Raw genomic sequence first — 15,001 nt, forward strand, 5'->3', positions numbered from 1 at the left:
AGCGCAATTCTTTTTATGCAAAACCTACCTTTAGTTTCTGTTATCTGTTTATGTTACAATCATGAAAAGTTTGTAGTTGAAGCATTAAATTCGGTACTAAACCAAAGCTATCAAAACATTGAACTTATTATTGCAGACGACTGTAGCAATGATGATTCTAAAAAAGTTATCGTAGATTGGCTTAAAGATTATCCAACAGTTCAGTTTATTTCAAGCAAAATTAACTTAGGAAATACTAAAACATTTAATAAAGCATTTCAATTTGCAAAAGGAGAATATATAATAGATTTAGCTGCTGATGATATTCTATTGAAGGACTGTATTGAAAAACAAGTGAATACTTTCTTAAGTTCTAATAAAAAAAATCTTGCTGTAGTTTACGGAAATGCCGAAGTAATTTCAGAAAACAACAATCATGTTCGTTATTATTATGAAGTTGACACCGAAAAAAAAACGATAAAAAAACCCGCTTCAGGAGATATTTATTTAGCAATGTTAAATCAAAGCAGCATGATTTGTTCTGTCTCCTCAATGATGAAGCGAGAAGTTTTGGAACAGCTTAATGGCTACGACGAAAATCTTGCTTATGAAGATTTGGACTTTTGGATTAGAGCTTCCAGAAATTATAATTTTGAATTCATTGATTCCATTTTAGTTCAAAAAAGAGAAGTTGGTTCCTCTTTGGGCAATCAATTTTATAAAAAATTTAATTCGCGAACCAGAAAAATAAACCATTCCTCCTATTTGGTTATAAAAAAGGCAATTGCATTAAATAAAACACAAGAAGAGAATAAGGCGCTGATGAAAAGACTGCATTTTGAAATGGAAAAAGCCTATAGAACCTTAGATTTTTGGTTATTTATAAAATATATCCCTCTTGAAATAAAACTGCGTTTTTAAAATAAGTTCTTTCTAAAGTAAAAAACTAATACAAGTAAATAGATTAAATTTTCAAAGGCGTAAGCCATAACAACACCTTCAATTTGAAATTCTTTAATAAAATACAAACTAGAAAAATATAAGACTGACAACGAAAAGAATTCGGTTAAAACAAACATCAAAGTTTCTCTTTTTGCGAAAAACTGATACCCCAAGATTAAAGCGCAAACTTTAAAAACATCACCCAAAAGCTGCCAAAAAAACAAATCGGTTACAGGTAAAAATTCTTTTGTAAAAAGCAATTGAATAACAAAAAAGCGACTCAAATAAAGTACTGCCAACGCAAGTGCAAAAACTGGTAAAATATATTTATAGTACTGCAAAAAAACACTTTTAGTTTCCTGATTATTTTGAGCTTTGGACAATTTTGGCAGAAAATAAACACTCAAAATTGCACTGACAAACATTAAATAATAGCTTGAAATTCGCGCCATGGTTTCCCAATATCCAGCTTGTTCTATTCCTAAATCCTGAATAATATGATTTCGAATTGCAAGAAATACAAAAGGACCGAAAACAGACGAAACCAGTGTCATTAAAGAATAAGCCGAAAGATTTTTCAAAACTTTAAAATCGAAGACATCTAATTTTATAAATTGAAAAATCTGAATCTCTTTTTGAACTAAATAAAACGTGATGAAAAACAGCAATGCTGGAGCAATTATAATAGCTATTAAAGCTCCAATGGTTTTGAATTGAATTATCAGAAAAACAGAAGTCAACAGCCCTACAATGTTTCCAATAATATTAATACTAATTACTTTTTTAAACTTGCCTAAACCATTAATTACAGCAATAAAAAATATAGAAAGTCCGTAAGTTGGCAAGACAAACAATAAGGTTTTAAAAACAATTAAATATTCTGTATTATCTTCAAAGATTTTTTCATTCCAATAAGAAGCTGAACAAAAAAGAATAATGCTTAAGAGAATCGCAACTCCTATTAAAGCAATAAAAACGGTCGAAATTATTTTTTGAAGTTCAATTCTACTTTTTTCGCTTTCAGCAGTGTATTTTACAATTCCATTTTGAAAACCTAAAGTGGCGATATTTTCCAATGAAGTCAAAAAATTGCGAAGATTTCCAACTAGAGCCATTCCGCTTGGCCCAACAAAAACTGCTAATATTTTTGAAGTAATTAATCCAATTCCGATTTTTAAAGCAACACTCAAACTGTTTAAAGAAGTAATCTTAAACAAATTCGTTTGAATTATTTTTCTATAAAAACTCAAACTAATATTGATTTAAAATTTCAACAATATAATCCACTTCATATTCTGTCAAAACTGGACTCATTGGCAAACTTAACACCTCTTTATGAATCTTTTCAGTTATCGGAAATGACAAATTATTCCATTGCGAAAAAGCTTTTTGCTTATGCGGAGGAATTGGATAATGTATAACAGTTTGGATGTTATTTTGAGCTAAATATTCTTGTAAATGCTCTCTTTTTTCTGTTCGAATGACAAACAAATGAAAAACATGATTAGTAGAAAAATCCCAAAACGGAAGCACAATTTTATCATTTTTAATTTCTGATATATATCGTTTTGCAATTGCTCTTCTTATTTCATTATCAGAATCTAAATTGGGAAGTTTTAGATTTAAAAAACCCGCTTGCAGTTCGTCTAATCTCGAATTTACGCCAACATATTCGTTGTGGTATTTTTTTTCTGAACCGTAATTTCGAAGCGAAAAAAGCACTTTTGCCAACTCAGAATCGTTTGTTGTAATTGCTCCTCCATCGCCTAAACAGCCAAGATTTTTGCCTGGATAAAAACTGTAAGCGATTGCTGATTTTAGATTGTTGATTTTAGATTTTAGATTTTCGTGCGATTGGAATTTGGAATTTAAATTTTGGAATTTAAACCTTTCTATTCCATGAGATTGTGCTGCATCTTCAACCAATATCAAATCATTCTTTTCTGCAATCTCGCTTATTTTTTGCATTTCAGCCAATTGTCCATATAAGTGAACGGCTAAAATGGCTTTTGTTTTTGAAGTGATTTTTTCTTTAATTAAATCTGGATTTATATTGTAGGTTTCTAATCTTGGTTCGATCAAAACAGGAACTAAATCGGCTTGTAAAATGGCTAAAATACTTGCAATATATGTGTTTGCTGGAACAATAACCTCATCGCCTTTTTTGAGCTTTCCGAGTTCGATATAGCCTTTAAAAATAAGAACCAAAGCATCAAAACCATTTCCTACTCCAATGCAATATTTTGATTGGCAATATTCGGCAAAAGCTTTTTCAAATGTTTCCACTTCTTTCCCTAAAATATACCAGCCGTTCTCTAAAACCGATTTCAGTTTTTCCTGAAAAGCGCTTTCATACGGTTCGTTTACTTTTTTTAGGTCTAAGAATGGTATCACTTTATTTGTATTTTATAAAAGTCTTGATTATAAACAGAACAGCCTAATTCTTCTTTCTGGACTAAAAGTCCCTGATTATAACCTAATTCATTTTCTTCACCCACAATTCCCATGTCGAAAAAATGCTTTCCTTTTCGTTTGTATTTATGAATCAGATTAATGAATAAAAAATCTAGCGCTCTAAATTCTTCTCCTGTTTTTGAGGTGGCGCCATATTGCGATTTTATAACATTTTTGGTTTCAAAAATCGTTATTCCAGCTATAATTTCATCATTTCTGTAAGCAGAATATTGTCTGATGTTTTTCGGGAATTTAGATTTCAAAAGTGCCATTTCTTCTTTGGAATGCACTGGCTTTACATTAAATTTTTCTGCTAATCTTGGCTCAAGAATTTTTTCCCAAAATGGATCAAAATTTTCTTCTTCAAAAATATCCAAATCTAAATTTTCGATTCTTCTAAAATGCTTCATTTTGCTTTTAGAAATCTTTAAAGGAGCTTGCAGATTAACTGCTAAATTCATTTCTTTTCGTTCTAGAATCGCTCCCCTTTTCAACAAAAAAAAATCCATTGCTGCGTTTCCTTCAGAAAAATAAAAATTCGGGATTGGTTTGTAATAAAAGGTTTCGAATTTATTTTCTTTCAAAAAAAGTAAAATTTCATCTAAAATGGATTCAACCTTTTCTGCTTTCAATTTCGGCAAATAAACCAATCCGCCGTAAGTAAGTCCTTGATGCGAATAAATGGCATTTTCTTTTTTATTCGCGGGAAGAATAGCGCGTAGTTTTTCATCTTCAAAAATCAAAAGCGAAAAATCATCAAAACGATCTTTATGATATTCCATAAAATCGCGGTGAAACAAAAACGTGGCATTCTTGGCTTGAGCGACAAAATCGTTCCAAATTGAATAATCTTCTTGAGAATACTTTTTTATGGTATATTTCATCTCTATTTATGATCAAATGCTTTTAAATGCCATTTATACTTTACTGCCATTAATCTAATCACAATAATCACAAGCGAGGTAACTAAATATAAAATGTCGTCGTTTAAATTTAGTTTTCGCAATCCAAAAAATACCATTCCGCCAAAAATACAGATTGTGGCATAGATTTCTTCTCTAAAAACGTTTGGAATTTCGTTGCACAAAATATCACGAATTACGCCTCCAAAACAAGCTGTCATGGTGCCAAGGGCAATGCAAATTGCGGGATGAAGTCCTGTTAGAATTCCTCTTTCTAAACCAATTAAAGTAAAAACTCCGAGCCCGATTGTATCAAAAAGAAACAATGAAGTTCGAAGCTTATCGAAACTTTTTCTAAAAAGAATCGCTAGAAAAAATCCTAAAATGATCACATACACATATTGCATGTCACGCATCCAGCCCACAGGAGTTCTTCCGATTAAGACATCGCGAAGTGTTCCGCCTCCAACGGCAGTTACAAATGCAATGATAAAAACCCCAAACGGATCTAGTTTTTTGTGCATTGCGGTCAAGGCGCCTGACATTGCAAACGCCATTGTCCCAATAATATCAAGTAAGTGAAACATTTTTTTTGAGTTACAAAGATGCAAAGGGTCAAAGTTACAAAGTTGTACCGAATAATGTTAACAACTCTTACTCATAAACGTTTCTTATTTTTTCACGTAAATCGGACTTCTTTTTAATAAATAAGAAATAGAATCCATCCAACCGTCTTTTACTGCCAGCAAAGGCTTACGGGTTTGTGAATAGATTTTATCTGTATTTCTATACATGTCAAAATAGACCGTATAATAGTAATACGTCTGATTGTTTGCGGTTGTTGTAGAAATATCATTTGTGGTTACTTTTTTGTTGTTGTCGCTCACTTTTGCATTTCCGCTGTTATATGTGGTAGCTGTAGTACCGGTTCCAATTGTGTATGAAACTTTTGCGGCCACAATATTATCAACTCCTAATATTTTTTCAAGATCTTCTATTGGCGTTTCGTCAATGTTATTATGGTCGATTCCAGCTTTGTGCAACAAACTATTTGTTGTTCTTAAATCCTGAACTGTTAGCGGAAAAATGTTTGAAGATTTATCTAACAATTTGTTGTACAAATCGTTTTGAGCAAATTTTGCCATATCTTCAGAACCTTGCTGATTATCTGCATTTACATACGGAATTGGCAATACGGCAATTGTATTACGTTTCATCTCAGCGCTTGCAATATTTGTACTTTGATCAGCACTGCTAGTGTTTGGAGAAATATCAAAGGTTTGAGATCTTCCGCTTGCAAAATCAATTTTGGCAATCTGAGAAACGTCTAGCGAAATCTGAACGGTCTCTCCCGGAAGTGAATATTCTACTGTTTTATCAGACATTTTTAAAACTGTGCATTCAATAATCTGATAATCTCTTTTTATAATTTTATCTAATTTTTTTCCGCTTTGGGCAAAACTCACAAAAGCAGACAATAGTACTAGTAATACGAGAAAAGGCTTTGTAATTTTCATTTGTTTGGAAATTTATGAATTAATTATCTATATATAAATTTACAAAGAAATTTTAAAAAATTATCAATAAAAAACAGAAAAATCAAACAATTTTTCAAATAAAAAAATTACATGTTTTGCGTGTAAAAATTGTAATCTTTTAAAATCACTCTTATAAAATCACTGTTGTTTCCAGATTGATTTTTAATTCCTGTAACACTTTCGATCTTAGCAACGAGCTTGTAAATAATCTCATGATCGTTTTTAGCAGCCGCTTTTTGATAAGTTTCTTTAATAATACGCATATCATTATCTGAAAGCTTTATTACTAAAGGATACGTTGGCACATAAGCTTCGCCAATATCTTCTAGAATAGTATGGCTAATGTTGATTTTATTTTTTAAAGTAATCACTGCAGTACCTGCCGCCATATCTCCCAATCGTTGTGATTTCTGGCTCGTAATAACCGTGATAAGTCCCGGAAGTCCGAAAAAAGTAAAAAAGTCTATTACTCTAAAAAACCAGCGAATTAAATAGTCTCCAAAACCTGCCTGATAACCGTCAATTTTTACGACTTTAATTTTCAGTAATTTTTTGCCAAGCGACTGTCCTTCAAAAACACTTTCTAAAACCAGCGAATAAACTATAACGGGAGAATACAATAATAAAAAAATTGCTCCACGCGACCAGCCGTCTAAATTAACCATCAATCTATCGAGTTCCAGCCAATCAAAAAGTATTATGGAAAGTGCTGTTATATAACAGATTACAATAAACAAATCGATAAAAAAAGCACCCAGTCTTTCACCAACCGAAGCCGCAATAAAATTTATTTTGACATTTTGTGTCGTATTAATAGATAATTCTGACATATTTCATATTTTAGCCTACAATGAGAGAAATCGCCTTTATAAAACAAAACAGAGAAAAATGGCTCGAGTTTGAGCTGGCAATTTTTGGTAAAGCTAAAAAAAATCCTGATGAATTAGCTAATTTGTACATTCAAATGATGAATGATTTGTCGTATGCTCAAACGTATTATCCTAAAAGTAAAACGGTTGTGTATCTCAATCATCTTGCCTCTCAGATTTATCAAAAAATTTATAAAACCAAACGCACCGATCAGAATCGGCTTGTAGATTTCTTTAAAATCGAAGTCCCTTTATTGGTTTACGAATACAGAAGGTATTTGGTTTATGCATTTGCCTTATTTTTTGTTACCGTTTCTATCGGAGTTCTTTCTGCTCGTTATGATCGTGATTTTGTGCGCCTCATTTTAGGTGACGATTATGTAAATATGACTTTAGAAAACATCAAAAAAGGCAATCCGATGGCCGTATATGGTTCGGGCAGCAATTGGGGAAGTTTTATTGGCATTACGGTCAATAACCTTTTTGTAGGTGCGAGATGTTATTTCTACGGAATTTTTGCAGGAATCGGAACTTTTAATGTTTTTCTTCAAAACTGTATTATGCTCGGTTCTTTTCAGTATTTTTTCTACGAACAAGGCGTTTTCTGGAAAAGCGTTCGAGGCATCTGGATTCACGGTTCTATGGAGATTTTTGCCATCGTAATCGAGACTACAGCTGGATTTATTTTAGGAGCTTCCATCCTATTTCCTAAAACTTTTTCTAGAGTAAATTCTTTTAAAATCGGTTTCAAAAACAGCTTTAAAATATTCTTAAGCACTTTTCCTTTCACCATAAGCGCTGGATTTTTAGAAGGTTTTATTACACGATATTCAATCGATATGCCCAATTGGCTAAGTAGTTTTATTATTTTATTGACACTGGCAATAATTTCATTTTACTACTTGATATACCCATTTATTGTACACAAAAAAATAACTTCAAAACCAATTCATTTATAATGTTCGAGCTTTACAGAAAAAGACAATTAGGTGATAATCTAGGCGATACTTTTACTTTTTTCAAAAATTACGGAAAGAACTTTTTCAAGATATTTTTTATCACAAATGGAGCATTTTTACTTCTTTTTGCCATAGTAATTTATACGCTCCTTAAAGTCAATTTTGAACACATCCAAGAATCTGGTCTCGAAAACAATCAATTAAAAAGCGATCTTCTTGAATACTTCAATCATAATGAAGGATTGGTCATTGCATTGGTATTTATCTGCGTTTTTTTATTCTTTATCATGTCATTGTTTAATTATGCTTATCCGGTTTTATATTTAAAATTGATTGCTGCTGGCCAAGAAGATCTTGAAGTGAATGATCTCTCGGCAAGTTTTTTTAAAGTTCTTTTTAAATTAATAAAATTCAGCATAGGCTATTTGTTTTTAGTTTTTCCGGTTTTAATAATTGCCTTAATCATCTTGTTTTTTCTGTGCTTCATTATTATTGGAATTCCACTGATAATGATTGCATTACCAGCATTATTTACCTTTTTAAACCTGCATTTTTACAGTTATCTTACAGAAGAAAAACGCTTTTTTGAATCTCTAAAACACGCTTACGATTTAGTAAAATTGGATTTTTGGAATACAATTGGAACAACTTTTATTATTATGATGATAATGCAGTTTGTCCAGTTTGCCATAACAATGTGTTTGTACTTTGTGGGTATGTTTATCGCTTTAGCCTATTTAATTGGCAATTCTGCTTCAGACCATACAGATTCTATAGAATCTTCGCCTTTACTGATTGGCTTTATAACGATTGTCGTAATTGTGCTAATTGTTCTTGGCAACATTTTCAACAACATTATTATCGTGAATCAGGGAATGATTTATTATAGTTTAGAGTCAGGAGACAAACAAGAATCGAAATCAATTGATTTAATTGGAGATACTACAAATGAATAGGTTTGTTATTATTTTATATTTTCTTTTCTGTCTGAGTCCGTTCTATGCTCAAGATACTCTGGTTGAAGAAAATCCTCCAAAAATTGCTGGAATTAAGTATACCGAAAAAGATATCAAGGTAGATTCTGGAGCTGTAGAAGCCAGACATTTTGAAAAGGATTTCAACAAAAAATATAACGATAAGGACTTTGTTTACGAATACAAAGAACCCGAAAAAAGCTGGTGGGATCATTTTAAACATTGGCTCGCTAGACAAATTGCCAATTTGTTTAATTTCGGAAGCGTAAAATCATCTCTAAACTTTATTTCAATTTTGTTTAGAATAATTGCTGTTCTGGTTGTTATACTTTTAATATACTTTATTGTCAAGGCATTAATCAAACGAGAAGGAATGTGGATTTTTGGAAAGAATGCCGACAAAAGAGCTTTGTTTTATTCTGATGCCGAAAAAAATATCCATCTTTTAGATTTTGAAAAACTTATTAAAGAAAGCATCGAAGCTGGCGAAAAGAGGATTGCCGTGCGATATTATTATTTATGGCTTTTAAAAGTAATGGCGCAACATCATTATATTGAATGGGATATCGAAAAAACCAATTCGGATTATTTGTACGAACTGCATAATCCTGCTCACAAAGAAGAGTTTACTTATCTTTCTTATCTGTACAATTATATTTGGTATGGTGAATTTGAAATTGATGATGCAACATTCAGAAAGACAGAAAATAGATTTAAAAAAGCATTAAAAACCTTTGGCAATGGATAATAAAGTTAAAATATACATTGCTATTCTGGTTTTAATTTTCGGAATAACATTGCTCGTAGACAAAGGACAGCCAAAACCTATTGATTGGAGTCCAACGTATTCTGTTGAAGATAAAATCCCGTTTGGATTATACGTTTTCGACCAAGAAGCTGACGGTATTTTTAAGCAGAAAGTAGAAAGAATTTCTACGCAGACGCCTTATGAATATTTGGATTCTCAATATAATTCTAGCGAAAATGTACAAACCTATAAAGTTAAAGGTACTTTTATGAATATTTCTGAAGTCGATAATATTGACCAGCAATCCATGAAAGAAATTCTATATTTTGTTTCTCACGGGAATAATGCTTTTTTGAGTATGAAAGTCTTCCCGAAAGTATTGCTAGATTCTTTGAAAATAGAACTGAAAACCGATTTTATGCCCAATGACAGCATCTCGGTTTGGATGGCAAACAAAAAAGCTGGCGCAAAAAAATATACTTTTAATACTGGATTAAGTGATTATTTTTCTAAAATAGACACTTTAAACACAAAGGTTTTGGGATACCAAATGAACCGTAAAAAGGAAAAACAGATTAATTTTATTGAAGTCCCTTATAAAAACGGCTATCTCTATCTGCATACGCAGCCAGTGGCTTTTACCAATTACAATCTGCTGAAAAAAGATCATTATCAATATGCAGAAAATATTCTTTCTTATATTCCGAAAGGAAACGTATTCTGGTACAATAAAACTCTTAATGATAAAAGGATTTCGAGTTCTCCGATGCGATATATCTGGAGTCAGCCCGCGTTAAAATCGGCTTGGTATTTAGGTTTAATCGGAATTCTTATTTTTATGATTTTCAATGCAAAACGCAAGCAGCGAATCGTTCCGATCATAAAACCATTGCAGAATCTAACCGTTGATTTTACCAAAACAATTGGAAATTTATATTATCAAGAAGGCGATCATACCAATATTATTGATAAAAAGATTATTTACTTTTTAGAAAAAATCAGAACCGATTATCTGCTTGACACCAGCAAACTTGATGACGATTTCATAATGAAATTGCATTATAAAACAGGAAAAGACGAAAAAGATATTCGCGATGTGGTTCAGTTAATCAACGATCACAGAAATAGTTATCATGGAAGTCTAGAAGAAGATTTGATTAAAATAAATACAGCAATAGAAAAGATTTTACATTAAAATTCTAAACGAAATTCAAAAAGAAAATAGACCAAATTATGGACGATATCAATACAACATCAAACGAAATCACAAATGAAAATGTGAATTTTGAAACAAGAATTAATTTAGGACCGCTTTTAGATCACGTAAATACGATCAAAAAAGAAATCGAAACCGTAATCGTAGGACAGCATAAAATGGTAGATCAGCTTTTGGTTGCTATTTTGTCAAACGGTCACGTACTTTTAGAAGGTGTTCCAGGAGTTGCCAAAACCATTACGGCAAAATTATTGTCTAAAACCTTAAATATTGGTTTCAGCAGAATCCAATTTACTCCCGATTTAATGCCTTCAGATATTTTGGGAACTTCTATTTTCAATCTGAAAAACTCAGAATTTGAATTCAAAAAAGGACCAATTTTTTCTAATCTAATTTTAATTGATGAGATCAACCGTGCTCCTGCAAAAACACAAGCCGCGCTTTTTGAAGTAATGGAAGAACGCCAGATTACAATTGATGGTTCTGCTTATCAATTGGAAGCGCCATTTTTGGTTATCGCAACTCAGAATCCTATAGAGCAAGAAGGAACTTATCGTTTACCTGAGGCGCAATTGGACCGTTTCCTTTTTAAAATTACAATTGATTATCCGAAATTGAACGAAGAGATTTTAATCATTCAGAGAGAACATTCGTTGCAAGATCACGGAAAGCTGGATGCTATTAAAACGATTCTTTCTGGTGAGGAAATTAAAGAATATCAAGGTTTGGTAAAACAAATTAGAGTAGAACAAAACTTGTTGGAATACATTGCCCGAATTGTAGTAAATACTCGCGAAAATGCCTTTTTATATCTTGGCGCTTCGCCTCGTGCTTCTATCGCGATTTTGAACGCCGCAAAAGGTTTTGCTGCAATCCGCGGGCGTGATTTTGTAACGCCAGAAGATGTTAAAGAAGCCGCAATTCCAGTTTTACAGCACCGTGTGATTGTAGCGCCAGAACGCGAAATGGAAGGCATTACAAGTCCAGAAATCATTAAACAAATTATTGAAACGGTAGAAATTCCGAGATAATTATGAATTGTGAATGGTTAATGGTGAACAAACTTAAAAGTTAAATTGTCACCCTAAGCGAAGTCGAAGAGCGCAAAGAGCTTCGACTCCTCGCAACCTGACAAAGAAAAGCAAAACCTGAAACTTGAAACTTGAAACAATAAAAAACAAAAAAACATTGAAAACAACTAAACTTCTTATATCATTCTCCCTTCTGTTGCTGCTTGTTTTTCAATCTGCAGATGCTGTCGTTTTAGAAACCCAAAAAAAATCTTTTTATTTCAAAAACGACAAACAGGAAATTGAAATTTTAGTAAAGAAATTATACGAATGGGTTGAAACTAAAAATAGCAATAATGATTTCAATCCTATTTCAAACAAAAAAGGAGATAAATACATTGGCTTAGATTTAAACTCACATAAAAAAAGATTGGAAGAACTGAAGAAAACCAATTTCTTTTCGCAACAGTTTTTAGACAATTACAATAAAATCGCTTTAAGAATAGACTCAAATCTTAAAACTAAAAAAATAGAATGGCTTGAGGGAGATTTACCTCCATTTGGAAGCGATTCTAATCCGTGGTGCAATTGCCAAGACAGCCCAGAAAATTTTTGGAAAACAATGACGATCAACCATCTGAAGATTGAAAACGATAAAGCGTCTTTTGATTGGACTTGGTCGTGGAAGGGCGATTTTAAATACAAAGTGAAAACCATTAAAGAAAGAGGAGTTTGGAAAATAGCTTCTTTAGAAGGCTTTGATTTTAATGACTTCACTAAAATTTATTAGAAAAACATAAAACCGAAAAAACTTGAAATTCATAAAAAGTCTATATCTGAACAATTTCTTTTTCTATGTACTCATTGGCATTATAGGATTGTTTGTCTGCGCTTTTATTTTTCCGAATATGTATAATGCTGTGTGGCTGCTTGTTTTGGGTTTAGTTACTTTTTTAGGGCTTGACATTTTGCTTTTATACTTGGCAAGAACAGGACTCGAAGCTGAAAGAATTACGCCAGAAAAATTATCAAATGGTGATTTAAATCCGATAAAAATTAATTTAAAAAACCATTATACTTTTCCCGTTTCGGTTAAAATTATTGATGAAATTCCGTTTCAATTTCAAGTTCGAGATTTCAAAATTGTAAAAACAATAAAAGCAGCGACGCAAAAAGAAATTGGTTATGATCTTCGCCCGACAGAACGCGGAGAGTACCATTTTGGTTCTCTAAACATTTATGTTTCATCTCCATTAAGACTCATTTCCAGAAGATTTATTTTTGATAAAGATCAAATGGTTCCGACCTACCCTTCTTATATTCAGTTAAGAAAATACGATTTGATTGCTTTTTCGAATAACTTATTTCAATACGGAATCAAAAAAATACGACGAATCGGTCATACAATGGAATTTGAACAGATTAAAGAATATGTTCAAGGCGACGATTTGCGAACTTTAAACTGGAAAGCTACAGCCAAAAGAAATTCGCTTATGGTCAATCAGTTTCAAGACGAGAAATCGCAATCTGTCTATATGGCAATTGATAAAGGGCGCGTTATGCAAATGCCTTTTGACGGATTAAGTTTATTGGATTATGCGATTAATTCGGCTTTGGTTTTATCCAATGTCATCCTGAAAAAGCAAGATAAAGCAGGACTTTTTTCTTTTTCTAAAAAAGTAGAAAACAGAGTTTTTGCCGAAAGAAGAGGTTCGCAAATGCAAAAAATCCTAGAAACTTTGTACAATGTAAAAACCGATTTCTTCGAAAGTGATTACAGCAGATTGTATGTCGACATTAAGAAAAACATCAATCAGAGAAGTTTAATAATTTTGTACACCAATTTTGAAACCATGGACGGTTTAAATCGTCAATTACCTTATTTAAAAGGAATTGCCAAAAGCCATTTATTGGTTGTAGTTTTCTTTAGCAATACAGAATTGAACAGCATCATCAATAAAAAAACCACTACAATTCAGGAAGTTTATGACAAAGTAATTGCCGAAAAATTCATGTTCGAAAAACGCCTAATCGTAAACGAATTGAAGAAATATGGAATCCATTCTGTCTTAACGCAGCCAGAAAATCTTACGCTTGACGCCATTAATAAATATTTGGAGATTAAATCGAGAGGAATTTTATAGTCTTGCTTAATCTGTTAACTTATGGTTATTTTACAGATTGGCTTTACTATTATCTCCATTATTAAATTAGTTTTGAAAGAAAATAACAATCTAAGTACACCAAATTAAAACAGATAAAAATGAAAAAAACAATTCTAATTCTGTTCGTATTATTAGGCATTCAATCTCAAGCGCAAAAACCAGAAAATATCATCATCATTACAACAGATGGTTTTAGATGGCAGGAAGTTTTTAAAGGAATTGATCCTGCAATTGCCAATGACAAAAAATTCAATCAGGGAGACAGTGCTTACATTTATAAAAAATATAGCAATTCTGACATAAAAGAAGCACGTAAAAAACTAATGCCTTTTTTCTGGTCTGAAATTGCTTCTAAAGGTCAGATTTATGGAAATCGAGATTTAGGAAACAAAGTTGATGTTGCCAATCCGTACTGGTTTAGCTATCCTGGTTATAGCGAAATCATGACTGGAAATGTCGATTTAAAAGTCAACTCAAACGGATACAAAGCCAATCCAAACGTAAATGTTTTAGAATTTTTAAATCAGCAATCTAAACTAAAAGGCAAAGTTGCCGCTTTTGGCGCATGGGATGCTTTTGACCGAATTTTAAATGAAGAAAGAAGCGGTTTTCCTGTAATTTCAGCCTTTGACAAAGTAGGCGGAAATAAACCAACAGCAGCTCAACACTTATTAAATGAGATGCGTGACAACTCATATAAACCATTTCATATGGATGAATGCCTAGATGTTTTTACGCATTATCAAGCTTTAGATGAACTAAAAAATAAAAAGCCAAAAGTGCTTTATATTGCATACGGAGAAACCGACGAGTGGGCACATCATGGGCAATACCGTTCGTATTTGGACGCAGCCAATCAAGTTGACAAATGGATTCAGGAAATCTGGAATTTTGTTCAAAATGATCCACAATACAAGAACAAAACTACTTTATTCATAACCGTAGATCACGGACGCGGCGACAAAGTAAAATCGCAATGGACAGATCACGGTTCTGATGTTCCTGGAGCTTCAGAAATTTGGTTTGCCGCAATGGGACCTGAAATCGCTCCAAAAGGCGAAATAACAACACAATCTCAATTCTATCAAAAACAATTTGCTCAAACTTTAGCAAAATTGATGGGATATAATTTCAAAACCGATCATCCTGTAGAAACTGAGATTAAAGAAGTTTTTGAGAAATAGTTTTTTATAGCCACGAATTCACGAATTTTATTTTGATTATGAAACCAAATAATTCGTGAAT

15 protein-coding genes are annotated in these 15,001 nt (G+C 32.2%); 9 read left to right on the forward strand and 6 right to left on the reverse strand.

Features of this window, described 5'->3' with window-relative positions; all coding sequences use genetic code 11:
* Window positions 1-15 precede the first annotated feature (15 nt).
* The gene (locus GR162_RS18830) at window positions 16-900 is read left to right on the forward strand and encodes a glycosyltransferase (RefSeq protein WP_160783380.1); all 885 of its coding nucleotides are present in this window, start codon (window positions 16-18) and stop codon (window positions 898-900) included.
* Here the strand turns inward: GR162_RS18830 and GR162_RS18835 are convergent.
* The 6 genes from GR162_RS18835 to GR162_RS18860 all read right to left on the reverse strand — a co-directional run bounded on the left by GR162_RS18835 (window position 897) and on the right by GR162_RS18860 (window position 6,645).
* Window positions 897-2,171 carry an O-antigen translocase gene (locus GR162_RS18835; protein ID WP_237421396.1) on the reverse strand — a complete coding sequence of 425 codons (1,275 nt, stop codon included), beginning with the start codon at window positions 2,169-2,171 and terminating at the stop codon, window positions 897-899. The two genes, GR162_RS18830 and GR162_RS18835, sit on opposite strands and share 4 nt — an antisense overlap.
* A 1-nt stretch (window position 2,172) precedes the next feature.
* Window positions 2,173-3,315, reverse strand: a complete 1,143-nt coding sequence (locus GR162_RS18840; protein WP_160783381.1) for a DegT/DnrJ/EryC1/StrS family aminotransferase — start codon at window positions 3,313-3,315, stop codon at window positions 2,173-2,175.
* On the reverse strand, window positions 3,312-4,259 hold the full coding sequence (locus GR162_RS18845) for a GNAT family N-acetyltransferase (protein WP_160783382.1): 948 nt from the start codon (window positions 4,257-4,259) through the stop codon (window positions 3,312-3,314). Before GR162_RS18845 ends, GR162_RS18840 begins: the two co-directional genes overlap by 4 nt.
* A gap of 2 nt (window positions 4,260-4,261) precedes the next feature.
* A complete protein-coding gene (locus tag GR162_RS18850) occupies window positions 4,262-4,864 on the reverse strand; it encodes a trimeric intracellular cation channel family protein (RefSeq protein WP_008462233.1) in 603 nt (200 codons plus the stop codon).
* An 84-nt stretch (window positions 4,865-4,948) separates the two neighbouring features.
* Window positions 4,949-5,794 carry a hypothetical protein gene (locus GR162_RS18855; RefSeq protein ID WP_091130880.1) on the reverse strand — a complete coding sequence of 282 codons (846 nt, stop codon included), beginning with the start codon at window positions 5,792-5,794 and terminating at the stop codon, window positions 4,949-4,951.
* A gap of 107 nt (window positions 5,795-5,901) precedes the next feature.
* Complete coding sequence (locus GR162_RS18860) at window positions 5,902-6,645, reverse strand: RDD family protein (RefSeq protein WP_160783383.1); 744 nt, start codon at window positions 6,643-6,645, stop codon at window positions 5,902-5,904.
* A 20-nt stretch (window positions 6,646-6,665) separates the two neighbouring features.
* On the opposite strand from GR162_RS18860, the gene GR162_RS18865 reads away from it, so the two are divergent.
* The 8 genes from GR162_RS18865 (at window position 6,666) to GR162_RS18900 (ending at window position 14,940) form a co-directional block, all read left to right on the forward strand.
* The gene (locus GR162_RS18865) at window positions 6,666-7,643 is read left to right on the forward strand and encodes a stage II sporulation protein M (RefSeq protein ID WP_160783384.1); all 978 of its coding nucleotides are present in this window, start codon (window positions 6,666-6,668) and stop codon (window positions 7,641-7,643) included.
* Window positions 7,643-8,599, forward strand: a complete 957-nt coding sequence (locus tag GR162_RS18870; RefSeq protein WP_160783385.1) for a hypothetical protein — start codon at window positions 7,643-7,645, stop codon at window positions 8,597-8,599. The genes GR162_RS18865 and GR162_RS18870 overlap by 1 nt, the downstream gene beginning before the upstream one ends.
* The gene (locus GR162_RS18875; protein ID WP_160783386.1) at window positions 8,592-9,365 is read left to right on the forward strand and encodes a DUF4129 domain-containing protein; all 774 of its coding nucleotides are present in this window, start codon (window positions 8,592-8,594) and stop codon (window positions 9,363-9,365) included. The genes GR162_RS18870 and GR162_RS18875 overlap by 8 nt, the downstream gene beginning before the upstream one ends.
* Complete coding sequence (locus GR162_RS18880) at window positions 9,358-10,560, forward strand: DUF4350 domain-containing protein (RefSeq protein WP_160783387.1); 1,203 nt, start codon at window positions 9,358-9,360, stop codon at window positions 10,558-10,560. The genes GR162_RS18875 and GR162_RS18880 overlap by 8 nt, the downstream gene beginning before the upstream one ends.
* A 38-nt stretch (window positions 10,561-10,598) precedes the next feature.
* Entirely contained in the window at window positions 10,599-11,612 is a 1,014-nt protein-coding gene (locus tag GR162_RS18885) for a MoxR family ATPase (protein ID WP_160783388.1), read from the forward strand.
* Between the two features lie 157 nt (window positions 11,613-11,769).
* Complete coding sequence (locus GR162_RS18890) at window positions 11,770-12,381, forward strand: hypothetical protein (protein ID WP_160783389.1); 612 nt, start codon at window positions 11,770-11,772, stop codon at window positions 12,379-12,381.
* Window positions 12,382-12,403: 22 nt separating this feature from the next.
* Complete coding sequence (locus tag GR162_RS18895) at window positions 12,404-13,735, forward strand: DUF58 domain-containing protein (protein WP_035690549.1); 1,332 nt, start codon at window positions 12,404-12,406, stop codon at window positions 13,733-13,735.
* A 119-nt stretch (window positions 13,736-13,854) separates the two neighbouring features.
* Window positions 13,855-14,940 carry an LTA synthase family protein gene (locus tag GR162_RS18900; RefSeq protein ID WP_160783390.1) on the forward strand — a complete coding sequence of 362 codons (1,086 nt, stop codon included), beginning with the start codon at window positions 13,855-13,857 and terminating at the stop codon, window positions 14,938-14,940.
* Window positions 14,941-15,001: the final 61 nt, after the last annotated feature.

The organism is Flavobacterium sp. HBTb2-11-1, from assembly GCF_009826975.1.
Lineage (GTDB): Bacteria > Bacteroidota > Bacteroidia > Flavobacteriales > Flavobacteriaceae > Flavobacterium.

Excerpts from the sequence above, each read along its gene's own strand:
- GR162_RS18830 (WP_160783380.1), top strand. The coding sequence starts at position 16 with ATGCAAAACCTACCTTTAGTTTCTGTTATCTGTTTATGTTACAATCAT.
- GR162_RS18875 (WP_160783386.1), top strand. The coding sequence starts at position 8,592 with ATGAATAGGTTTGTTATTATTTTATATTTTCTTTTCTGTCTGAGTCCG.
- GR162_RS18850 (WP_008462233.1), bottom strand. The coding sequence starts at position 4,864 with ATGTTTCACTTACTTGATATTATTGGGACAATGGCGTTTGCAATGTCA.
- GR162_RS18885 (WP_160783388.1), top strand. The coding sequence starts at position 10,599 with ATGGACGATATCAATACAACATCAAACGAAATCACAAATGAAAATGTG.
- GR162_RS18855 (WP_091130880.1), bottom strand. The coding sequence starts at position 5,794 with ATGAAAATTACAAAGCCTTTTCTCGTATTACTAGTACTATTGTCTGCT.
- GR162_RS18865 (WP_160783384.1), top strand. The coding sequence starts at position 6,666 with ATGAGAGAAATCGCCTTTATAAAACAAAACAGAGAAAAATGGCTCGAG.
- GR162_RS18845 (WP_160783382.1), bottom strand. The coding sequence starts at position 4,259 with ATGAAATATACCATAAAAAAGTATTCTCAAGAAGATTATTCAATTTGG.
- GR162_RS18900 (WP_160783390.1), top strand. The coding sequence starts at position 13,855 with ATGAAAAAAACAATTCTAATTCTGTTCGTATTATTAGGCATTCAATCT.
- GR162_RS18860 (WP_160783383.1), bottom strand. The coding sequence starts at position 6,645 with ATGTCAGAATTATCTATTAATACGACACAAAATGTCAAAATAAATTTT.
- GR162_RS18880 (WP_160783387.1), top strand. The coding sequence starts at position 9,358 with ATGGATAATAAAGTTAAAATATACATTGCTATTCTGGTTTTAATTTTC.
- GR162_RS18870 (WP_160783385.1), top strand. The coding sequence starts at position 7,643 with ATGTTCGAGCTTTACAGAAAAAGACAATTAGGTGATAATCTAGGCGAT.